Origin of the sequence: Paraburkholderia unamae, assembly GCF_003268775.1 — a bacterium.
GTDB lineage: Bacteria > Pseudomonadota > Gammaproteobacteria > Burkholderiales > Burkholderiaceae > Paraburkholderia > Paraburkholderia unamae.
In genome coordinates this window covers 108,689-131,242 of sequence record NZ_QLSU01000004.1, presented here as the reverse complement: position 1 = coordinate 131,242, position 22,554 = coordinate 108,689, and the positions used below count along the sequence as shown (strand labels likewise).

At 64.7% G+C, this 22,554-nt stretch carries 19 protein-coding genes; 13 read left to right on the top strand and 6 right to left on the bottom strand.

Features of this window, described 5'->3' with window-relative positions:
- Positions 1-46: 46 nt before the first annotated feature.
- Both C7401_RS08010 and C7401_RS08005 read right to left on the bottom strand, forming a co-directional pair.
- On the bottom strand, positions 47-988 hold the full coding sequence (locus tag C7401_RS08010) for an AEC family transporter (protein WP_112170840.1): 942 nt from the start codon (positions 986-988) through the stop codon (positions 47-49).
- Positions 989-1,079: 91 nt separating this feature from the next.
- Positions 1,080-2,567 carry an MDR family MFS transporter gene (locus tag C7401_RS08005; protein WP_181565535.1) on the bottom strand — a complete coding sequence of 496 codons (1,488 nt, stop codon included), beginning with the start codon at positions 2,565-2,567 and terminating at the stop codon, positions 1,080-1,082.
- 263 nt (positions 2,568-2,830) lie between these two features.
- Between C7401_RS08005 and C7401_RS08000 the strand changes: the two genes are divergently transcribed.
- Positions 2,831-3,274, top strand: coding sequence for a MarR family winged helix-turn-helix transcriptional regulator (locus tag C7401_RS08000; RefSeq protein ID WP_112170838.1), 444 nt, complete (start codon positions 2,831-2,833; stop codon positions 3,272-3,274).
- Positions 3,275-3,280: 6 nt separating this feature from the next.
- Here C7401_RS08000 and speB read toward each other — a convergent pair whose 3' ends face one another.
- From speB to C7401_RS07985, 3 genes are all read right to left on the bottom strand, one after another.
- Positions 3,281-4,243 carry an agmatinase gene (gene speB, locus C7401_RS07995; RefSeq protein WP_112170837.1) on the bottom strand — a complete coding sequence of 321 codons (963 nt, stop codon included), beginning with the start codon at positions 4,241-4,243 and terminating at the stop codon, positions 3,281-3,283.
- A 91-nt stretch (positions 4,244-4,334) separates the two neighbouring features.
- Entirely contained in the window at positions 4,335-5,825 is a 1,491-nt protein-coding gene (locus tag C7401_RS07990) for an aldehyde dehydrogenase (RefSeq protein WP_112170836.1), read from the bottom strand.
- A 93-nt stretch (positions 5,826-5,918) separates the two neighbouring features.
- Positions 5,919-6,470, bottom strand: coding sequence for a cupin domain-containing protein (locus C7401_RS07985; RefSeq protein WP_112170835.1), 552 nt, complete (start codon positions 6,468-6,470; stop codon positions 5,919-5,921).
- Between the two features lie 443 nt (positions 6,471-6,913).
- Between C7401_RS07985 and C7401_RS45485 the strand changes: the two genes are divergently transcribed.
- From C7401_RS45485 to C7401_RS07925, 12 genes are all read left to right on the top strand, one after another.
- On the top strand, positions 6,914-7,138 hold the full coding sequence (locus tag C7401_RS45485) for a hypothetical protein (RefSeq protein ID WP_112171111.1): 225 nt from the start codon (positions 6,914-6,916) through the stop codon (positions 7,136-7,138).
- Positions 7,139-7,415: 277 nt separating this feature from the next.
- A complete protein-coding gene (locus C7401_RS07975; RefSeq protein WP_112170834.1) occupies positions 7,416-8,225 on the top strand; it encodes a gamma-glutamyl-gamma-aminobutyrate hydrolase family protein in 810 nt (269 codons plus the stop codon).
- Positions 8,226-8,256: 31 nt separating this feature from the next.
- Positions 8,257-9,591: a glutamine synthetase family protein gene (locus C7401_RS07970; protein ID WP_112170833.1), complete on the top strand. Its 1,335-nt coding sequence runs from the start codon at positions 8,257-8,259 to the stop codon at positions 9,589-9,591.
- A 20-nt stretch (positions 9,592-9,611) separates the two neighbouring features.
- Entirely contained in the window at positions 9,612-11,045 is a 1,434-nt protein-coding gene (locus C7401_RS07965; RefSeq protein ID WP_112170832.1) for an aspartate aminotransferase family protein, read from the top strand.
- A 77-nt stretch (positions 11,046-11,122) separates the two neighbouring features.
- Positions 11,123-12,244, top strand: a complete 1,122-nt coding sequence (locus C7401_RS07960) for a polyamine ABC transporter substrate-binding protein (protein ID WP_112170831.1) — start codon at positions 11,123-11,125, stop codon at positions 12,242-12,244.
- A 262-nt stretch (positions 12,245-12,506) separates the two neighbouring features.
- Positions 12,507-13,658 (top strand): ABC transporter ATP-binding protein, encoded by a 1,152-nt coding sequence (locus tag C7401_RS07955; RefSeq protein WP_112170830.1) that lies wholly within the window; start codon positions 12,507-12,509, stop codon positions 13,656-13,658.
- Positions 13,659-13,670: 12 nt separating this feature from the next.
- Complete coding sequence (locus C7401_RS07950) at positions 13,671-14,642, top strand: ABC transporter permease subunit (RefSeq protein WP_112170829.1); 972 nt, start codon at positions 13,671-13,673, stop codon at positions 14,640-14,642.
- On the top strand, positions 14,639-15,550 hold the full coding sequence (locus C7401_RS07945; protein WP_112170828.1) for an ABC transporter permease subunit: 912 nt from the start codon (positions 14,639-14,641) through the stop codon (positions 15,548-15,550). Before C7401_RS07950 ends, C7401_RS07945 begins: the two co-directional genes overlap by 4 nt.
- A gap of 95 nt (positions 15,551-15,645) precedes the next feature.
- Positions 15,646-17,241: a DUF3138 family protein gene (locus C7401_RS07940; RefSeq protein WP_112170827.1), complete on the top strand. Its 1,596-nt coding sequence runs from the start codon at positions 15,646-15,648 to the stop codon at positions 17,239-17,241.
- Between the two features lie 70 nt (positions 17,242-17,311).
- Positions 17,312-18,604 (top strand): NAD(P)/FAD-dependent oxidoreductase, encoded by a 1,293-nt coding sequence (locus C7401_RS07935; RefSeq protein WP_112170826.1) that lies wholly within the window; start codon positions 17,312-17,314, stop codon positions 18,602-18,604.
- On the top strand, positions 18,604-19,908 hold the full coding sequence (locus C7401_RS07930; protein WP_112170825.1) for an NAD(P)/FAD-dependent oxidoreductase: 1,305 nt from the start codon (positions 18,604-18,606) through the stop codon (positions 19,906-19,908). The genes C7401_RS07935 and C7401_RS07930 overlap by 1 nt, the downstream gene beginning before the upstream one ends.
- A 115-nt stretch (positions 19,909-20,023) precedes the next feature.
- Positions 20,024-20,998 carry an aldo/keto reductase gene (locus C7401_RS07925; protein WP_112170824.1) on the top strand — a complete coding sequence of 325 codons (975 nt, stop codon included), beginning with the start codon at positions 20,024-20,026 and terminating at the stop codon, positions 20,996-20,998.
- Here C7401_RS07925 and pdxR read toward each other — a convergent pair.
- Positions 20,992-22,470: a MocR-like pyridoxine biosynthesis transcription factor PdxR gene (pdxR, locus tag C7401_RS07920; protein ID WP_112170823.1), complete on the bottom strand. Its 1,479-nt coding sequence runs from the start codon at positions 22,468-22,470 to the stop codon at positions 20,992-20,994. The genes C7401_RS07925 and pdxR overlap by 7 nt on opposite strands.
- Positions 22,471-22,554 lie beyond the last annotated feature (84 nt).

Genomic DNA, 22,554 nt, shown 5'->3' with positions numbered 1-22,554 from the left:
ATGGTGGTGGCGTTCTACGCAGCAAGCATCGTGCCGCGCCCGTCGCTCAACCGTGATGCAGGTGCAGCAGGATCAGCGTGAGCGTGACAAGCGAGCCGAGCGTGGAGTGCAAAATGGTGCGCGACGTGACGTGCGCTTCACGCCGGTAATACTCGGCGAGCATGAACGGCCCCGTGCCCGTGGGCAGCGCCGCGAGCAGCACCGCGATTTCCACGAGTTGCGGCGGCAACGCGAACACGCGATCGGCCAGCCACCAGGTGAGCGCGGGCTGCGCAACGAGCTTCGAGAGCGTGAGCCACCAGGAAGATTCGCGCGGCGCGTCCGAACTCGCGCGGCGCTCGGCGAGGAAAAGACCGAGGCTCACGAGCGCGCACGGGCTGGCCGCGCCGCCCAGCAGCTTGAGGAACGTTTCCGCGCTCGCGGGCAGCGTGACGTGCGCCGCCGAGACGATCGCACCCAGCGCGGGCGCGACCAGCAGCGGATTGCGCAGGAGCGAGCGCACCACCTTGATGGCGAGGCGGTGCGGCCGCCGCTCGCTCTGCAAGCCCGTTTCGATCAGCACGATGGCGATGGCGAACAGCACGCAGACCACGAGTATCGTCGCGATGGTCGTGGGCGTGAGGCTGGCCGGCCCGAACGCGATCATGCACAGCGGAAAGCCCACGTAGCCCGTATTCGGATACGCGGCGGCGAGGCCGTCGATGCTCGCGTCCGCGAGCGGACGGCCGAGAAACACGCGCGCGCCCACCACGGCGACGAATACGACGAGGCCCGCCAGGCCGAACGCCGCGAGAAAGCCTGGCTGATATAGCTCGTGCCACGTTGCGTGCGCAAGGATATCGAATAGCAACGCGGGCAGCGCGAGCCAGACGACAAAGCGGTTGAGTTCGGAAGCGGCGGCGGGACCGAGCACGTTCGTGCGGCGGCACGCGAAGCCCGCGAAGATGAGGCCGAAAACGGGCAGCAGGATGGAAACGGCGGAGAGCATCGAGGTTCGTGAATGCAAAGCGCGCGGACCTGCCGCGCGCCAGGAGTGAAACGAAAGGCGAAGGCTTCGGGCCGGTTCCCGCTAGCAGGCCCTAATCCATCGCCGCGTGGCTCGTATCGACGGAAGCGGCGCTCGAACTGGGCCGGATCACGAGGAGCAGCGGAATCACGAGCAGCGTGGCCACGAACATCATCTTGAAGTCGTTCAGATACGCGATCATCTGCGCCTGCTGCGTGATCGACTGGTTGAGCACGGCAAGATCGTACCGCGATCCGCTTTCGAGCATCGGCTGGATCGCAGGGTTGAAAGGCGTGATGTTCGCGGCGAGGTCCGAGTGCGCGATCTGCGTGCCGCGCGTGACGAAGGTCTGCACGATCGAAATGCCGATACTGCTGCCGATATTGCGCATCAGGCTATAAGTGGCCGTGCCGTCCGCGCGCAATTGCGGTGTAAGCGTCGAGAAAGTGAGCGCGGAAAGCGGCACGAACACGAAGCCGAGACCAAAGCCCTGCACCACGCCCGGCCACACGATATCCGAAGTCGACAGCACGAGCGTGTACTGCATCATCTGCCACAGCGCGTACGCGGAGACCACGAAGCCGAACAGCAGCATGGCGCGCGCGTCCACGTGCTTCAACATGCGCCCCGCTATGAGCATGGCGACCATGGTGCCCGCGCCGCTTGGCGCGGTCACGAGCCCCGTGGTGGCGACGGGATAGCCCATGAGGTTTTGCAGCATGGGCGGCAGCAGCGCGCGCGTGGCGTAGAGCACGGCGCCGATCACGAAGATGAAGAAGGTGCCCGTTGCGAAGTTGCGGTCCTTGAGCAACTGGTAGCGAAAGAACGTGCCGGGCCCGGAAGTCGCGGTGTGCGCGATAAAAAACGCGAAAGCGATGGCCGCCATGATGGCTTCCACGCGGATTTCGAGCGAGCCGAACCAGTCGAGCTGCTCGCCGCGGTCGAGCAGGGCCTGCAACGCGCCGATGGCAAGCGCGAGGCTTGCAAATCCGAACATGTCGAAGCGCTGCTGGCGCAGCGGCTCGCGCGCGGGCAGAAACGTCGAGACGCCGAAGAACGCGAACAAGCCCACGGGCACGTTGATGAAGAACACCCAGCGCCAGTTGTAGCTGTCGGTGAGCCAGCCGCCGAGCGTAGGCCCGAGCACGGGCCCGACCATCACGCCCATGCCCCAGACCGCCATGGCCTGCCCCTGGCGCTCGCGCGGGTTGATGTCGAGAAGAATGGACTGCGAAAGCGGCACGAGCGAAGCGCCGAACACGCCCTGGAGCAGCCGCGAGGCGACGATTTCGCCGAGCGTTTCCGAAAGCCCGCACAGCGCCGAAGCCACCGTGAACCCCCCAATGGCCACGCCGAGCAAGCGCTTCACGCCATAGCGGTCGGCCAGCCAGCCCGTGAGCGGCGTAGCGATTGCGGCCGCAACGATATACGAGGTGAGCACCCACGTGATCTCGTCCTGCGAGGCCGACAACGCGCCCTGCATGTGCGGCAGCGCGACGTTGGCGATCGTGCTGTCCAGCGTCTGCATCAGTGTGGCGAGCATGATCGAGAGCGTGATCATGCCGCGGTTGAGCGGAGCTTCCTTGCGTGGCTCCGCCCGATGCTGCGCGGCGGCGCCGTCCTGCATGACTGCGGTCATCGTGCAATGGTCGTGCGGTTGTCGGGATTGGGGGCGGAGCGCGTGGAAATAATAAGCCTGCTTATTATACGACTCACGCCTTTGGACGCAATCGGTATCGATGCGGTGTTGTTGCCATGCCGCTGCGGGCGTCAAGACGTGCGCCCGCGCATTCGCGGCGGGACACTCCCTCGTATAATCGCGCGATGACTACCGACCTCGAAAAGCGCTTTGGCTTCCTGGTCGTCGACGTGGGCCGTCTTTTCGGCAAACGCTACGACGAGCTGGCGAAGTCGTCGCTCGAACTCACGCGCGCGCAGTGCCGCATGATCGCCTACCTCGCGCACTACGGTGACATGAACCAGGCGCGCCTCGCCGAACTGCTCGAAGTCGCCCCGATTTCCGCCGGGCGGCTGCTGGAGCGCATGGAAGAAGGGGGCTGGGTCGTGCGCACGCCCAACCCGGAAGATCGCCGTGAATTGCAGGTGAGCCTCACGCCCAGGGCCGAAGGCGTGCTCTCGGGCGCGCGGCGCGTGGGCGACGAGGTGCAGGCGGAAGCCCTGGCGGGCTTCACGCCCGAAGAGGCGGAGCAGTTCAGCGCCATGCTCCAGCGCGTGCGCACCAATCTCGGTGCGCTCGTGGAGCGTTAAAGAAGCTTACTTGCCGGCGGCTTTGCGTTGCCGCCACAGGCACAGCAAGTCGCACGCGAGGTGCGCGGCCGCGAGCGCCGTGATCTCGCTCTGGTCGTAAGCGGGCGCCACTTCCACGACGTCCGCGCCAATCAGGTTCACCGCTTCGAGCCCCCGCACGATGGCCAGCGCCTGCGCCGACGAAAGGCCGCCCGCCACCGGCGTGCCCGTTCCGGGTGCGAAGGCCGGGTCCAGACAGTCGATGTCGAACGTGAGGTACGCGGGCCGCTCGCCCACGATCGACAGAATGCGCTCACGCGCCGCGCGCGGGCCGTGCTCGTGCACCCATGCGGCGTCGAGAACATGCATGCCGAGGAAGTCGTCGTTCCACGTGCGGATGCCGACCTGCACTGAGGTATCCGGATCGATCAGCCCTTCTTTCACGGCCTTGTAGAACATCGTGCCATGATTGAGGCTCTCGGGCGCGTCGTCGGGCCAGGTGTCGCAATGCGCGTCGAAGTGGATCAGCGAGAGCGGCCGCCCATATTTTTCCGCGTGAGCGATGAGCAGCGGGTACGTGATGAAATGATCGCCGCCGAAGGTCAGCATCTTCGCGTTCGAGCGCAGGATCGTGCGCGCATGTTCGACGATCGCGGGCTTGATCGTCAACGGATTGTGCGCGTCGAACCAGCAGTCGCCATAGTCGGTCACAGCGAGCGTCTCGAACGGATCGAAGCCCCACGGGTAGGGATGCAGTTCGGCAAGCTGCACGCTCGCCGCGCGCACGGCCGAGGGACCGAGGCGCGCGCCCGAGCGAAACGTCGTGGCGAGATCGAGCGGCACGCCTGAAATCGCGACGTCCACGCCGTTCAGTTCACGCGTGTAGTTGCGGCGCATGAACGACAGCGCGCCCGCATAGGTGTTTTCGATCGACGAGCCGTGAAGCGAGGGGCGGCGGAACGCGCCGTCGCCGTGAAGCGTGTCAGTCATGCAGGAACCCCGGTAAGCATTGCGTGAAGCCGTGCAGAAAAGCGCGGCGGCGGCCCCGAGGGGCACGCCGCCGCGTGTGCCGAACGCTGCCTTAGCGCAGGCGCACGAGCGTGGACTTGAGCTCCGTATACTTTTCGAGTGCGTGCAACGACTTGTCGCGGCCGTTGCCCGACTCCTTGAAGCCGCCGAACGGGAAATTCATGTCGCCGCCTTCGTCGTAGCAGTTCACCCACACCGTGCCCGCGCGCAGACGGCGCGCGATCTCGTGCGCGTGCGTGAGATTCGCAGTCCATACGGCCGCTGCAAGCCCGTAGTCGCTGTCGTTGGCAATACGCACGGCCTCGTCGATCGTGCTGAAGGTGATGACCGAGAGCACCGGCCCGAAGATTTCCTCGCGCGCGATCTTCGCGTCATGGTGCGTGTCGAACACCGTGGGCTCCACGTAGAAGCCGCCGCTCTCCACGTTCACGCGCTCGCCGCCGGTCAGGAGCTTCGAGTCCTTGCGGCCCGCCTCGATATAGCTCAGCACGCGCTCCAGCTGGATCTTGTCGACGATGGCACCCATCGACACTTTCGGATCGAGAGGATTCCCAGGCTTATATGCCTTCGCGGCTTCCACGAGCTTCGCAAGGAACACGTCCTTGATGTCACGATGCACGAGCAGGCGCGAACCCGCCGTGCACATCTCGCCCATGTTGTAGAAGATCGCCCCCGCCGCCGCACTCGCCGCGCGGTCCAGATCCGGACAATCGGGCAGCACGATGTTGGGCGACTTGCCACCGAGTTCGAGCCACACGCGCTTGAGATTCGACTGGCCCGCATACTGCATGATCTGCTTGCCCACATTGGTCGAACCCGTGAAGGCAATGCAGTCCACGTCGCGATGCAGGCCGAGCAGTTTGCCAGGCTCGCCGCCGCCCGGCAACACGTTGAACACGCCCGCTGGAATGCCGGCTTCGTGCGCGAGTTGCGCCACGCGAATGGCGGTGAGCGGCGACTTTTCCGAAGGCTTGAGCACGACGCTGTTGCCCGCGGCGAGCGCCGGGCCGAATTTCCACGCGGCCATCAGGATCGGGAAATTCCACGGCACGACGGCGGCCACCACGCCAATGGGTTCGCGCGTGACGAGGCCCACGAGATGCGGGTCGGCGGGCACGACTTCGCCGCCCACCTTGTCGATGGCTTCCGCGTACCATTCCACGCAATACGCGGCACCCGGCACGTCCACGCTCGTGGTGTCGCCAATGGGCTTGCCCGCGTCGAGCGTTTCGAGCAGCGCGAGTTCTTCCAGGTGCTCGCGCATGAGCGCGGCCCAGCGCAACAGGATCGCCTTGCGTCCGCGCGGATTCAGCCCCGCCCACACACCTTTGTCGAACGCGCGGCGCGCCGCTCCCACGGCGGCGTCGACATCCGCCGCGCCGCAGTCCGCCACGCTTGCCAGCACGCGGCCGTCAATGGGGCTCACACAGTCGAACGTGCGGCCGGAATAGGCGCTGCGATACGCGCCGTCGATGAATGCGCGGCCTTCGATCGAGAGCGTCGCGGCCTTGTCCTGCCAATAAGCGAGAGTTTTCTTTTCCATCAGGATGCCTCAATGATTTGCGATTCGCCTTGCCTGCCGCATTGCAGCAAAGCATGTGGCAAAAGGCGAACCGGGTACGCGCGACCCGGAGGGTCAGAAGGTGGGCGGCGAGTTCGCCGACACCACTTCGCAGACTTCGTTCGCGCTGGGATTGCGAAACCGGTGCGGAAAACGGCTTTCGAAGTAGTAACTGTCGCCGGGGTCGAGCAGCCACGTCGTGCCGTCCACGGTCAGCTCAAGCTGCCCCGCGACCACCACGCCGCCCTCGTGCCCCGCGTGCGTCAGCATTTCCGGGCCCGTATCGGCAAGCGGCTGATAGACCTCGCGCATGATGCCCATGTTGCGGTCTTTGATGTTGGCGCCGGCCAGATAGAACTCGATGGACTCATTGCCGAGATTCGGCATTTCGCCGCGCCGCGACACGACGTCCGAGCCTTCGCGCAGGTCGAACGTGAAAAATTCGGCAAGGCTCATGGGAATGCATTCGAGCAGCTTCTTGAGCGAGCCGACCGAGGGACTGACTCGACTTTGCTCGATCAGCGAGATCGCGCCGTTGGTCACGCCCGCACGCTTGGCGAGCTCGCGCTGCGACAAACCGTAGCGTTTGCGAACATAACGCAGTCGCGTGGCGACTTCAGACGACACAGAGGAAGACTCGGACACGATGAAGAACCGTAGGCTGGGAAGACGCGCGTGCACGGCGCGGTGGACGTGTTGAATATTCTAATCAGTTTGCTTTATTTTGCGTCAGTACAAACCCCTGTAAGTTATTCGAAATATAAGAGCAGATGCCGATATTTCGCAGAGCGTGCTATTTCACAAGGCTCTCGGGGAAAGTGCTGACATCAAAAAGTTGAAAAAATAATTGACGCCCTTTTTGGCTCGTATATGCTGAAACACAGGTCGAAGATTGCATCGTTTCTGTCGCGTTGCACCGCAAAAAGCGCGTTTTATGCGAGAAACATAGCAAGTCGACCGGGTCTGGAAAGCGATACATCGATGTCGTTCAATGTGTAAAGCCGCAATGAAATTGACGACCTCGAATGCTTGAACCCGACATCCTTCAACGTAACCAGTCGAGTGTTATTGTGAGAGTCCGTGGCCCTCTGGTGAGGTGGGATCGTAGTCATGCGAGGTGTCTTCGCAGTGACTGCGCCGCCCTCGCCGACGGCAGTAGCGGCAGGCTTGCCTCTCGCCTGTTCCTGTCCGTCTTCACGATCCTTTCGCGTCGCTCCGTGCGGCGTCATAACTCCGTTTCCGCACGCGCCTTCATTGCCGTCCACACGGACGAAGTCGCGTCGCTTCTGCCCTAGCGCCTCTCCTTCCTGCGCCGTTCGTTTTCTTCGCCGTCGTTCGTCCGCGAGGTGTCTCGTCGCGCCTGAACGATGTGGCTGTGCGCGCCTGAATACCGTCGCGCCGCATAACGGCAGAAAACGAACCGCTTACATGATCTCCACGCGCAGCGCCATTCGTTAGCGTCGCTGCCCGGAGCACACAGGGTTGTAGTTTTGCGTTCAGCAAGACTGCAAGGTCATGTCACGCCCGTCGCATGGTTTCAAACCGCGCGGGCAAGGAATTGAATCATTAGTCATGCGAACCAGACCATTAGTTGGCGTCACTGCCGACCGCACGATGATGGGACCGCACGCTTCGCACGTCGCCGGCGAGAAGTACCTTGCCGCCGTGGTGGACGGTGCGCACGCGCTTGCGCTCGTGCTGCCCGCGCTCGGCGAGCGCCAGGCGGCGGCGGACATCGTCGAAGCCGTGGACGGCCTGCTTTTCACGGGCAGCTATTCGAACGTCGAGCCGCATCGTTATGGCGGCCCAGCGAGCGAAACCGGCACGCTGCACGACCCCGCACGCGACGCCACCACATTGCCGCTCATGCGCGCCGCGATCGAGGCGGGCGTGCCGGTGCTCGCCATCTGCCGCGGCTTCCAGGAAATGAACGTCGTATTCGGCGGCACGCTGCATCAGCAAGTGCATGCCGTCGCACGCTATGACGACCATCGCGAGAACAAGGACGATCCGCTCGACACGCAATATGGTCCGGCGCACGCGTTGAAGCTCGTGGAAGGCGGTGTGATGCAGCGACTGGCAGGCGGCGCACGCGAAGCGCGCGTGAACTCGCTGCACGGCCAGGGCATCGAGAAGCTGGGTGCGGGCCTCGTGGCCGAGGCATTCGCACCCGACGGCCTCATCGAAGCCGTGAGTGTGGCGAACGCCCGCAGCTTTGCCCTTGGCGTGCAGTGGCACCCCGAGTGGAAGCACGCCGACGACGCGCTCTCAACCGCCATCTTCCGCGCATTTGGCGAAGCCTGCCGCAACCGCATGCTGGCGCGAATACCGGGCGGGGCCGGACACGACGTGGCGCATGCGCCGCGCACCGCCCACGCCTGACACCGGCCCAAACAGAACAGAGAGAAAGATCATGCATGAAATCGACGAATTCCTGAAAAAGCACCACATCACCGAAATCGAAGCGATCATCCCCGACATGGCGGGCATCGCGCGCGGCAAGATCATTCCGCGCAGCAAGTTCGAATCGGGCGAGGCCATGCGCTTGCCGCAAGCCGTGATGATCCAGACCGTGACCGGCGACTATCCCGAAGACGGCAGCCTCACGGGCGTCACCGACCCCGACATGGTGTGCATGCCCGACCCCTCGACGATTCGCATCATTCCGTGGGCCGTCGACCCCACCGCGCAGGTGATTCACGACTGCGTGCACTTCGACGGCACGCCTGTCGAGATTTCGCCGCGCCGTGTGCTGCGCCGTGTGCTCGAACTGTACGAAGCGAAGGGCTGGAAGCCCGTGATCGCGCCGGAGCTCGAGTTCTATCTCGTCGACATGAACAAGGACCCGGACATTCCGCTCACGCCGCCCGTGGGCCGCACGGGCCGCCCCGAAACGGGCCGCCAGGCGTATTCGATCGAAGCGGTGAACGAGTTCGACCCGCTCTTCGAAGACATTTACGAGTACTGCGATATTCAGGGACTCGAAGTCGATACGCTGATTCACGAAGTGGGCGCGGCGCAGATGGAGATCAACTTCATGCACGGCGACCCGCTCAACCTCGCCGACCGCGTGTTCCTCTTCAAGCGCACGGTGCGTGAAGCGGCGCTGCGCCACCACATGTACGCCACGTTCATGGCGAAGCCCATGGAGAACGAACCGGGCTCGGCCATGCATGTGCACCAGAGCCTCGTTTCGGCGGAAAGCGGCCAGAACCTCTTCACGGGTTCGGACGGCAAGCCCACCGACATGTTCTACGCGTATATCGCCGGCCTGCAAAAGTACACGCCCGCGCTCATGCCGATCTTCGCGCCGTACATCAACTCGTACCGCCGTCTTTCGCGTTTCATGGCCGCGCCGATCAACGTGGCCTGGGGTTACGACAACCGCACGGTGGGCTTCCGCGTGCCGTACTCGTCGCCTGCCGCGCGCCGCGTGGAGAACCGGATTCCCGGCGTGGACACGAACCCGTATCTCGCCATCGCCGCAACGCTCGCGGCCGGTTATCTCGGCATGACGCAGCATCTCAAGCCCACCGAACCGCTCGTGAGCGACGGCTATTCGCTGCCGTACCAGTTGCCGCGCAATCTCGAAGAGGGCCTCACGCTGATGAGCGCGTGCGAGCCGCTCAACGGCATTCTCGGCGAGAAGTTCGTGCGCGCCTACCTCGCGCTCAAGGAAACCGAATACGAAGCGTATTTCCGCGTGATCAGTTCGTGGGAACGCAAACACCTGCTGCTGCACGTGTAACAGACCAGGAGGATTGGAAAATGAGCTATCGGATCGACGCCCCCGCGAGCGCGATGCAGGAAGTTCCCACGACGCTGCGCGCGCAGACCGCACGCACGACGAGCGAGTACCGCGCGCTGGACGCCGCGCACCACATTCACCCGTTCTCGGACATGGGCTCGCTCAACAAGGCGGGCAGCCGCGTGATCGTGAAGGCGAAAGGCGTGTACCTGTGGGACTCGGAAGGCAACCAGATCATCGACGGCATGGCCGGACTCTGGTGCGTGAACGTGGGCTACGGCCGCAAGGAACTGGCCGACGCCGCCTACCGGCAAATGCAGGAACTGCCCTTCTACAACACGTTCTTCAAGACCACGCACCCGCCCGTCATTGAATTGTCGGCGCTGCTCGCGCAACTTTCGCCCGAGCCGTTCAACCACTTCTTCTATTGCAACAGCGGCTCCGAGGGCAACGACACGGTGCTGCGCATCGTGCATCAGTTCTGGCTCACGCAAGGCAAGCCCTCGAAGAAGGTCGTCATTTCGCGCAGGAACGCGTATCACGGTTCGACCATCGCGGGCGGCACGCTCGGCGGCATGGGCTACATGCACGAGCAGATGCCCTCGAAGGTCGAGAACATCGTGCACATCGACCAGCCGTACTTCTACGGCGAAGCGCAAGGCAACATGACGCCCGAGGAATTCGGCCTCGCGCGCGCCCAACAGCTCGAAGCGAAGATTCTCGAACTGGGCGCCGAGAACGTGGCCGCCTTCATCGGCGAGCCGTTCCAGGGCGCGGGCGGCGTGATCTTCCCGCCTTCCACGTACTGGCCGGAAATCCAGCGCATTTGCCGCAAGTACGACATCCTGCTGTGCGCCGACGAGGTGATCGGCGGCTTCGGCCGCACGGGCGAATGGTTCGCGCACCAGCACTTCGGCTTCGAGCCCGACCTCATCACCATGGCCAAGGGCCTCACGAGCGGCTACGTGCCGATGGGCGCGGTGGGCATCCACGACCGCATCGCGAAGGCGCTCATCGAGCACGGCGAGTTCAATCACGGGCTCACGTATTCGGGGCACCCGGTTGCCGCGGCGGTGGCGGTGGCGAACCTCAAGCTGCTGCGCGACGAGGGCATCGTCGCGAGCGTGAAGAACGATACGGGCCCGTACTTCCAGCAGCGCCTGCGCGAAACGTTCGCCAACCATCCGATCATCGGCGACATTTCGGGCGCGGGTCTCGTGGCGGGCCTGCAACTCGCCGAGGATCCGAAGGCGCGCAAGCGCTTCGCGAACGGCGGCGACGTGGGCACGATGTGCCGCGACTTCTGCTTCAACGGCAACCTCATCATGCGCGCCACGGGCGACCGCATGCTGCTCTCGCCGCCGCTCGTCGTCACACGAGGTGAGATCGACGAAATCGTGTCGAAGGCGAAGAAGGCCGTCGACGCAACGGCGCAACAACTGGGTCTTTCATAACGCGACTTGTCCACGGCGGGCGGTACACAACGGGGTGTCAAGCCGCCCGCCGATCTTCACCTTCAGGGGTAAACAACATGAGTGTTAGTCATCTTCGTCATGCGGTCGCGATCGCGGCCCTCGCTGCGTGCGCGGGCCTCACGGCCACTTCGAGCGCGCCCGCGCGGGCGGCCGACGGCGATCTGAACGTCTACAACTGGTCCGATTACATTGCGAAGGACACGATCCCCAACTTCGAAAAGGAGTCGGGCATCAAGGTCAAATACGACAACTACGACAGCGACGACACGCTGCAAGCCAAGCTGCTCGCAGGCAGCTCGGGCTACGACATCGTTGTTCCGACATCGAACTACATGGCCAAGCAGATCCAGGCCGGCGTGTACCAGAAGCTCGACAAGTCGAAGATCCCCAACCTCGCGAATCTCGATCCGGTGCTCATGCACATGATCGCCGACGCCGATCCGGGCAACCAGTACGGCGTGCCCTGGGCGTTCGGCACCGACGGCATCGGCTACAACAAGCAGGCCGTCGAAAAGGCGCTCGGGACCAGCGCGCCGGTGGACAGCTGGGCGCTCGTGTTCGACCCGCAATACCTTTCGAAACTCAAGGGCTGCGGCGTCTCGTTCCTCGACCAGGCCGTGGACGTGTTCGCGGCAACGCTGCAATACATGCACAAGGACCCCAACAGCACGAACCCCGGCGACTACCAGGCGGCCTTTGAAGTGCTGAAGAAAGTCCGCCCGTATATCACCCAGTTCAACTCGTCGGGCTATATCAACGACCTCGTGAACAACGACGTTTGCGTGGCGGTGGCGTGGTCGGGCGACGTGGGCATCGCGCATCGCCGCGCCGAGGAAGCCAAGCGCTCGTACGAGATCAAGTTCTCGAACGTCAAGGAAGGCGGCCTGCTGTGGTTCGACGTGATGGTCGTGCCGAAGGACGCCCCGCACCCGGAGAACGCGATGAAGTGGATCAACTACATCTCGGACCCGAAGGTCAACGCACAGATCACCAACGAAGTGTTCTATCCGACCGCGAACAAGGCCGCGCGCCAGTTCGTCACGCCGACGGTTGCGCAGGACACCACGGTGTACCCGCCGGAAGATGTGCTCAAGAAGATGACGCTGATGAAGCCGATGCCGGCTGAGATTCTGCGGCTCGAAAACCGTCTGTGGGCGCAGTTGAAGACCGGCCACTGACACCCTGATTTCCCTGAAGGAATCAAGAAGGAGCAGAAGGAGACAACGCGCGGAAGAGGGATCGCTCGACCCCTCTCCGCCTGAAGTGCGCAATTCCGAAGTCCGGCCGCGCAGCGCCGCCCCCCTTTTCTGACGACGCGCGCGAGCCTTTACCGAGCTCCGTTCGCAGTACTTAAGTTCGCGAGTCGCGCCAGCGCCCCGTGCGGGCCGGCTCGCGCCTGAGAAACGCGTACTGCGACCAGAAAGGAACCAAGGTCACATCATGAATCCGACGTCCAAAGTCAACGCCCCAGAAGCTGTGCGCGTCAGCGCGACCCCGGCAAAGAACGACGCGTTCGTGCGTATCGAAAACGTCGTCAAGAAGTTCGGCGAAAGCACCGCCGTGGACAACGTAAGCCTGAACATTGCCAAGAACGAGCTCTTTGCCCTGCTGGGCAGCTCGGGCTGCGGCAAGTCCACCCTGCTGCGCATGCTCGCAGGCCTCGAAACGGCCACGTCGGGCCGCATCTTCGTCGACGGCGAAGACCTCGCGACGCTGCCCCCGTACCGCCGCCCCGTCAACATGATGTTCCAGTCGTACGCGCTCTTTCCGCACATGAGCGTGGAGTCGAACGTCGCGTTCGGCCTCAAGCAGGAAGGCGTGCCCAAGAACGAGATTCGCGAGCGTGTGGCCGACGCGCTGAACCTCGTGCAGATGGGCCGCTATGCCAAGCGCAAACCGCACCAGCTTTCCGGCGGCCAGCAGCAGCGCGTGGCGCTCGCGCGCTCGCTCGTCAAGCGCCCCAAGCTCCTGTTGCTCGACGAACCCATGTCCGCGCTCGACAAAAAGATCCGCCAGAAAACGCAGCTCGAACTCGTGAACATCATCGAGAAAGTTGATGTCACCTGTGTGATGGTCACGCACGACCAGGAAGAAGCGATGACCATGGCCAACCGGCTCGCCGTGATGAGCGAAGGCCGTATCGTGCAGATCGGCTCGCCGAGCGAAGTCTACGAATTCCCCAACAGCCGCTTCTCCGCCGAGTTCATCGGCTCGACCAACCTGTTCGAAGGCAAGGTCGTCGAGGACGAGCCCGACCACATCTACGTGGAAAGCGAGGACCTCGAAGCGCGCATGTATGTGAGCCACGGCGTGACCGGCCCGCTCGGCATGCCCGTGGGCATTTCGGTGCGCCCCGAACGCGTGCGCGTGACGCGCGAAAGGCCGGGCACGCCGCACAACTGGGCGCGCGGCGTGGTGACCGATGTCGCCTACATGGGCAGCTACTCGCTTTATCACGTGCGCCTGCCCGGCGGCAAGGTGGTCGTCTCGAACCTCTCCAGCTCGCACCTCATGAACGACGGCGCGCCCGCCTGGAACGACGACGTCTATGTCTCGTGGTCGCCCGCCAGTGGCGTCGTGCTCACGCAGTAAGGAGAACGGAACATGAGTACCTCTCTTCCCGCTTCGTCGGGGGCAACGTCCGCAAGCGGCCATGCGCGCCGCCCGGCAATCGTGCGTTTGCTCTCGCGTTTCGTGCCCTCGGGCCGCTCCGCCGTGATCGGCGTGCCGTTCGTGTGGCTCACGCTCTTCTTCGCGCTGCCCTTCGTGCTCGTGCTCAAGATCAGCTTCGCCGACCAGGTGATGGGCATTCCGCCCTACTCGAACCTGGTCGAGATGAAGGACGGCATGGTGCACTTCGCGCTGCAACTGAGCCACTACGCGTTCTTGCTCCAGGACAGCCTCTACATCGCCACCTATATCAGCTCGCTGAAGATGGCGGCCGTGTCCACATTCTTCTGCCTGCTGATCGGCTTTCCCATTGCCTACTACATCGCGCGCTCGAACCCGGCCACGCGCAACCTGCTCATGATGGGCGTCATGTTGCCGTTCTGGACGTCGTTCCTGATCCGCGTCTATGCGTGGATCGGCATTCTCAAGGACGACGGCCTGCTCAATCACACGCTCATCGCCATCGGACTGATTCATTCGCCGCTGCGCCTCTATCACAGCGACGCGGGCGTCTATATCGGCATGGTCTATTCGTACCTGCCCTTCATGGTGATGCCGCTCTACGCGCACCTCGTGAAGATGGACCTCACGCTGCTCGAAGCCGCCTACGACCTGGGCGCAAAGCCCTGGGTGGCGTTCACGCGCATCACGCTGCCGCTCGCGAAGAACGGAATCATCGCGGGCAGTCTGCTCGTGTTCATTCCCGCGGTTGGCGAGTACGTGATCCCCGAACTGCTCGGCGGCGCCGACACGCTCATGATCGGCCGCGTGATGTGGGACGAGTTCTTCAACAACATGGACTGGCCGATGGCCTCCGCCGTCACGGTGGCGATGGTGCTGCTTCTGCTCGTGCCGATGGCGGTCTTTCAGTACTACCAGGTCAAGGAACTGGAGGAAGGCAAATGATCAAGCCCAACCGTACGCTCTCCACTGGCGTTCTCACTTTCGGGTTTCTGTTCCTCTATATCCCGATCATCAGCCTCGTCGTGTACTCGTTCAACGAGTCGAAGCTCGTCACAGTCTGGTCCGGCTTCTCGCTGAAGTGGTACGCGGCGCTGTTGCAGGACGACGAGTTGCTGAGCGCTGCCTGGCTCTCGCTCAAGATCGGCCTCATGACGGCGTTCGCCTCGGTCGTGATCGGCACGTGGGCGGGGTTCGTGCTCGCGCGCTTCGGGCGCTTTCGCGGCTTCACGCTCTACACGGGCATGATCAACGCGCCGCTCGTGATTCCCGAGGTCATCCAGGGCATTTCGCTGCTGCTGCTTTTCGTCGCGCTGGAGCAGATGCTCGGCTGGCCCAAGGGTCGCGGCATCGTGACCATCTGGATCGGCCACGTCATGCTGTGCGTCTCGTACGTGGCGATCATCGTGCAGTCGCGCGTGAAGGAGATGAACAAGTCGCTCGAAGAGGCCGCGCTCAATCTCGGCGCCACGCCGCTCAAGGTGTTCTTCGTCATCACGCTGCCGCTCATTTCCCAGGCGCTGCTCTCGGGCTGGCTGCTCTCGTTCACGCTCTCGATCGACGATCTCGTGCTCTCCGCGTTCCTTTCCGGGCCGGGCTCGACCACGCTGCCGCTCGTCGTGTTCTCGCGCGTGCGCCTCGGCCTGAATCCGGAGATGAATGCGCTCGCCACGCTCTTCATCACCGCCGTCACGCTCGGTGTGATCGCCGTGAACCAGTTGATGAGCGCGCGCGAGAAGAAGCGCATGCGCGACATGCAGCTCGCCTTCGTCCAGCCCGATCCCGCCGAAGCCATCACGCCGGCCGCGCCCGCCGCAGCGATCGGCTCGCCCATCGGCCGGCGCGCCGCCTGATGAGGACTGCCAGATAACCAGGCGCGGCGTACCACCCGCCGCGCCTTACCGGCATGTTGAATGACCAGCAATAACGACCAACAAGGAGAATTTCAATGAAGAAGAAGTTAATCTGTCTGCTGGTGGCCGGGGCGCTGCCAGGGCTCGCGCTAGCGGACTCGACCAGCGAACAGATCAAGGCCCTGCAAGCGCAGTTGAACGCCTTGCAAAAAGAGGTGAAATCGCTCAAGAGCGAACTGGCTGAAACGAAGAGTGCCACGAAGGCCACGGCGAAGACGGCGGCGGCACCGATCGTCGTCCCGGCGAGCGCGGCGGCGCCGGTGGTCGACATCAGCTCGCCCGACTACGGCAAGACACAGGCGCACCTGACCAACGACGAAGTCGACGCCATGAAGCAGCAGATCGCGAGCCAGCAGCTCAAGGTCGACTCGCTCACGGACGCCGCCACGACCGGCCCGCTCGCGGGTCTTTCGATCACCGGCTACATCGACCCGACGTATATCTACAACCGCGCGCCGGGCACCTCGTCGTTCCTGTTCGCGAACCACACCGGCTCGTACAACTACTTCAACAGCACGTTCGGCGACGTCTACCTCGACATCAAGAAGACCTTCGGTGTCGGTCCGATGGCGCCTTCGGCCGAAATCACGCTCATGCCCAATCGCGGCAATGGCATCACGCTGCTGCAAAACGAGCACGGCGAGATCGGCAACAACATCCTGAATACCGCGGTCATCACCGTGCCGGTGACGTCCACGGGCACGTTCGTCGCCGGTCTCATGCCGAGCTTCGGGGGCTACGAGGTGCAGCAGTCCAACCAGATGCTCACGCTCACGCACAATCTGCTCTACGACTTCTCGGATCCGGGCAGCTATGTGGGCATCGGCTGGAACTACACGCCGGACGGCAGCCAGTGGGCCTTCAAGTTCATGATCGGCAACGAGCAGTACCGCACCAACGGCGCGGTCGTGCAGACGGGCCAGAACGCGCTGGGCGACCCGATCACCACGAGCAACAAGATCCCGACGTTCACGGCGCGCGCCGACTACACGTGGTCGAGCGCGCTCGATATCGGCGGCTCGTTCAACATCGGCCGCCAGACGCTGCCGAGCGCATTCGATTCGACCACGGGCCAGGCCGTGTACGGCGTGGGCGGCCAGGCGTCGAGCTCGGGCGGCTACTTCTTCTTCGGCGAGGTCGATGCGACCTACACGCTCGCGGACATCCAGTACAACGCCGAAGTCGACTACGGCCAGCAGCAACGCGCCGCGTTCAACGGCGGCAACGCGCAGTGGTACGGCTTCTCGCTGCTCGCGCACCGCAAGTTCAATGCACCGGTGGTGGGCCGCATGGGCGCCACGCTGCGCTACGACCTGCTCGCCAACAGCAAGAACGGCGGCGGCGGCGGCGGCATCGTCCAGAACTCGAACGGCATGGACCCGTACAACGGCTTCGGCATTGGTGCGGACTGCCTGGCGAATTCGCAGGCGGGCGGCGGCTTCGGCTTCGAGTGCAAGGGCGCGACGCGCCAGGACGTGGCGCTCGACCTGCTGTTCTACCCGACGCAGCAGATCACCGTGAAGGTCGAATATCGTCACGACTGGGCCACGCAGCGCGTGTTCCTGCACGACGACGGCTCGTACGGCAAGAGCAACGATTTGCTGGGCGCGCAGTTCATCTACTCGTTCTGACGACGTTGTGGCGGGCGGCGGCCTTCGCGGTTTCAGGCTGTCGCCCGTTTTTTCCTTGTACGCTTTCCCTATGCTCAAATTCGCCAGTCAGCCTCACGCCCCGTCCTGGTACGCGGCCACCGCCAACGACAGTTCAGCGCACCCCATGCTGGAAGGCACGTTCGATGCCGATGTCTGCGTGGTGGGCGCGGGCCTCACGGGCGTTTCCGCCGCCCTCAATCTCGCCGAACGCGGCTACCGCGTCGCGCTCGTGGAAGCCTCGCGAGTGGGATGGGCCGCAAGCGGTCGCAATGGAGGGCAACTGATCGGCGGTTACGCGTGCGATATCGACACGTTCGCGCAGTTCATGCCGGAAGCCGAAGTCCGGCAGATCTGGGACATGGGCCTCGAAACGCTCGATATCGTGAAGCGCCGCGTCAGGCAGCACGGCATCGACTGCGCGCTCACGGAGGGTTATTTCACCGCCGCCAACAAGGCGCGCGACGTGGAAGCGCTCAAGCGCTGGCGCGATGAAGCGGCGCAGCGCTTTGGCTACGACCGTTTCCAGTACATCGACGGCGACGGCGTTGGCCGTTACGTGCAATCCACGCGCTATCCAGGCGGCCTCTACGACCCCGATAGCGGCCATCTGCACCCGCTCAACTACACGCTCGGCCTGGCGCGCGCGGCCGTGGAGGCGGGCGTGCGCGTGTTCGAGAACAGCGCCGTGACGCGCCTGCGCGACGAAAGCGGCACGCATGTCGTCGAAACCGCGCGCGGCAACGTACGCGCGAAATTCGTCGTGCTCGCATGCAATACGTATTTGGGCGATCTCGCGCCGGCGCTCGCGCGCAAGATCATGCCCGTGGGCACGTACGTGATCGCCACCGAGCCGCTGGGCAACGCGCGCATGAACGCCCTGATGCCTGCCCAGGCCGCCGTGTGCGACAGCCGCTTCGTGCTCGACTATTTCCGGCCCGCGCCGGACACGCGGCTGCTCTGGGGCGGCAAGGTGAGCTATTCCACGTTCGCGCCGCCCAACCTTGGCGAAGCGATGCGCCGCGACATGCTCATGACGTTTCCGCAACTCGCCGATGTGAAGGTCGATTACGCATGGGGCGGCTACGTGGACATCACGATGAACCGCGCGCCGCACTTCGGCCGGCTCTCGCCCACGGTGTATTTCGCGCAGGGCTTCTCGGGCCATGGCGTGAACACCACGGGGCTCGCGGGCACGCTGATCGCCGAGGCGATCCACGGCCAGGCCGCGCGCTTCGACCTGTTCGGCAAGATCCGTCACCGCGATTTCCCCGGCGGCGCTACACTGCGAACCCCTGCCCTCGTGCTTGCGATGGCGTGGTATCGAATGAAGGACCTGCTCTGATGACACTCGACCTCGACGCCCAGGCGGACGCGCTCGCCCGCCACTCGTACTACGAAGCCACCGCCACGCGCCCCACCGACGACGACCCCGCGCTCGTGGGCGCGATCGACGCCGACGTATGCGTGATCGGCGCGGGTTTCGCCGGGCTCTCGGTCGCACTGGAGTGCCGCGCACGCGGCCTCTCGGTCGTGGTGCTCGACGCGCATCGCCCCGGCTGGGGCGCTTCGGGCCGCAACGGCGGCCAGACACTCGTGGGCTTCGCGAAGGACGAAGTGCTCGAAAAGCAGCTCGGCGCGCAAGGCATCCGCGCGGCGTGGGCGCTTTCCATCGAAGGCGTGAACCTCGTGCGCGAGCGCATTGCGCGCTACGGCATCGACTGCGACTTCACGCCGGGCTATCTGACCGTCGCGACCCGGCCCAAGCGCGTGCCGGACCTGCGCGCGTGGATGGACGCCGCGCGCACGCGCTGGGGTTACGACCGGCTCGAGTGGCTCGACACCGACGCCACGCGTGCTCACGTGGCGTCGCAACGTTATCTCGCGTGCGTCTACGATCCGGTTTCCGGGCATCTGCATCCACTCAAGTACTGCCTCGGCCTTGCCGCCGCCGCGCGGCGCGAGGGCGCGCAACTGTTCGCGCATACGCCCGCGCTCGAAGTCGTGCGCGGCGCGCGGCCCGTGGTCAAGACCGCGCGCGGCGAAGTGCGCTGCGGGTTCGTGGTGTCGTGCTGCAACGCCGCGCCCGGCGGCGTGTTGCCGGGCGACGTGGCCGCACGCATCGCGCCGATTGCCTCGTACATCATCGCCACTGAGCCGCTCGGCCGCGAGCTGGCCGACTCGTTGATCGCGCAACGTTCCGCCGTGTGCGACAACAACTTCTTTCTCGACTACTTCCGTGTGTCGGCCGACGACCGCATGCTGTTCGGCGGACGCGCCGATTCGACGGGCGCCGCGCCCGCGCAACTCACGGCGGCCATGCAAAAGCGCATGAGCGACGTGTTCCCGCAGATCGCGAACGCGCGCGTGGAATACGCCTGGGGCGGCTTTGTCGATGTCACGCGCAACCGCGCGCCCGACTTCGGCGCCATCGATCCGAATTATTACTACGTGCAAGGTTTCTCGGGGCACGGCGTGGCGCTCACCGGCATCGCGGGGCGGGTCGTGGCACAAGCCATCGTGGGCGAGCGCGCGTCGTTCGACCTGTTCGCGCAACTGCGGCACGCGCGCTTTCCCGGCGGCCCCGCGTGGCGGCGGCCCGCGCTGGAGATCGGCATGCTTTATCACCGCGTGATGGAGATGTTCTGAAACGGCATGTCCTGCACGTTCCGCCTGGCTGTTATACCCTTGCGAAAGTCCGCTGCCCTCGTGCGGCGCGCGCCCCTCTTCTGCTTCATCCGCTTTTTCGCCAGGAGCAACAGCAATGGATTACGTCAGGTTCGGCTCGACAGGGCTGCAAGTTTCGCGTCTTTGTCTTGGTTGCATGACCTACGGGGTGCCCGAACGCGGCACGCACCCGTGGACGCTGGGCGAGGAAGCCAGCCGCCCGCTCATCCGCCAGGCACTCGATGCCGGCATCAACTTCTTCGACACGGCCAACACCTACTCGGACGGCACGTCCGAGGAAATCGTCGGGCGGGCGCTGCGCGACTTCGTGAAGCGCGACGACATCGTGCTCGCCACCAAGGTCTATAACCGCATGCGGCCCGGCCCCAACGGCCAGGGTCTTTCGCGCAAGACCATCCTCACGGAAATCGACCATAGCCTCAAGCGCCTCGGCACCGACTATGTCGATCTCTACCAGATCCACCGCTGGGACTACAACACGCCCATCGAAGAGACGCTCGAAGCGCTGCACGACGTCGTGAAGGCCGGCAAGGCGCGCTATATCGGCGCTTCGTCCATGCACGCGTGGCAGTTCAGCAAGGCGCTCTACACGTCGCGCCAGCACGGCTGGACCGAGTTCATCAGCATGCAGAACCACGTGAACCTGCTCTATCGCGAGGAGGAGCGCGAAATGCTGCCGCTGTGCGCCGACCAGGGCGTTGCCGTGATGCCGTGGAGCCCGCTTGCGCGCGGCCGCCTCACGCGCGACTGGAACGCCACGAGCGAGCGCGCATCCACCGACAGCTTCGGCAAGACGCTCTACGGCGCCGAAGCGGATCACGCCATCATCGATGCGGTCGCAACCATCTCGCGTGCGCGCGATGTGCCGCGCGCGCAGGTCGCGCTGGCCTGGCTGCTGCAAAAGCCCGGCATCACCTCGCCGATCATCGGCGCTTCGAAGCCGCAGCATCTCGAAGACGCTGTTGCGGCGCTCTCGCTAAAGCTCACCGCGGAAGAGATCAAGGCGCTCGAAGCGCCTTATCTGCCGCATGCGATCGCGGGGCATCAGTAAGCCGTAGGCAAACGCTCGCGCATGATCCGCGCGAGCGTTTGCATGTGCGCGTCGGCCGCGTGCGGCGGCGTTTCGGCGTAGCCGAGCAGGAAGCCGTTGTAGCGCGCCGCATCGGGCGCTTCGAGGCAATACGAGCTCAGCGGCGAGAGATGCAGCCCGTGTGCACGCGCCGCTTCGCTCACGTCCACGTCGGCGAGCGGCGCGTCCAGACGCACGCTCAAGTGCATGCCGCCGGCGTCGGCCGACACCGTCATCAAACCACGCAGATGCTTGTCGATTGCCGCGACCAGGCCGTCGCGACGCTCCTCGTAGAGCCTGCGCATGCGCCGCAAATGGCGCGCGTAGCGCCCGCTTTCGATGAACTCCGCCAGCGCCAGTTGCTCCGCCACGCGCCCCTGGCGCATGAGCGTGCGGTGCGCCTGCGCGAACGGCGCGACCACGCGCGGCGGCACGATCATGAAGGCGATGCGCAACGCCGGAAAGAGCGTCTTGCTGAAGGTGCCGAGATAGAGCACGGGGGCGTCGTCGGCCAGGCCCTGGATCGACGGCAAGGGCGGCCCGTCGTGGCGCAGTTCGCTGTCGTAGTCGTCCTCCACGATCCACGCGCCGCACGCGCGCGCGTGCTCGATCAGCGCGAGACGCCGCTCGAGGCTCAGCACGCTGCCCAGCGGATACTGATGCGAAGGCGTGAGGTAGACGAGGCGCGGCGGCCGCTCGCGCCAGTCCTCGGGGCGCGCGTTCATGCCCGCGGCGTCCACGCTCATGGGCACGAGTTGCAGCCCCGCGCCCGCGAAGGCCACGCGCGCGCCCAGGTAGCCCGGGTTCTCGATCCACGCGCGCTCGCCCGCGTCCGCGAAGAAGCGCGCGCACAAGTCCAGGCTCGACTGCGTGCCGTCCGTCACGAACACCTGCTCCGGCCGGCAACGCACGCCGCGCGACACGCGCACGTACTGCGCAATGGCCTGGCGCAGCGCGGGCATGCCTGCGCTGTCGCCATAGCCCAGGTCGTGCGCGCGCAATTCGCGCAGCGCGCGCTCGACCGCCGTGCGCCATTGCGCATACGGAAACTGGTCGAGCGCGGGCACGCCCGGACGCAGCGCCTTGGCGCCATCGTTGCTCAGGCGGCGCGGAGGCAGGTCGCGCACGCGGCGCGAGAGCACCGGTGCGCTGTCTTCTTTCGGCGCGAGTTGCGCAGGCGTCGTCGCGCCGCCCGCTTTGACCACGTTGACCACCGAGCCGTGGCGCGTGGCGTTGACGAAGCCCTCCTCCACCAGCCGCTCATACGCGTAGAGCACCGAATTGCGCGCGATGCCAAGCTGCTCCGCGAGCGCGCGGCTCGACGCGAGGCGCGTGCCGCGGCCGATGTCGCCGTCGAGAATCGCGCGGCGCAGGCTCTCGTAAAGCAGGTCCTGCTGCGTGAGCTTGCGCACGGCGCGCTTCGCATAGGCTGCCATCATCAACGCGTAGTCCAAAGCCGTGGCTCCATCATTGTCATTTGTGGTGGGACTAACAATGGTGCCACAGGTGGCTTACGCTTGGGAGTCTGACCTAAGCCA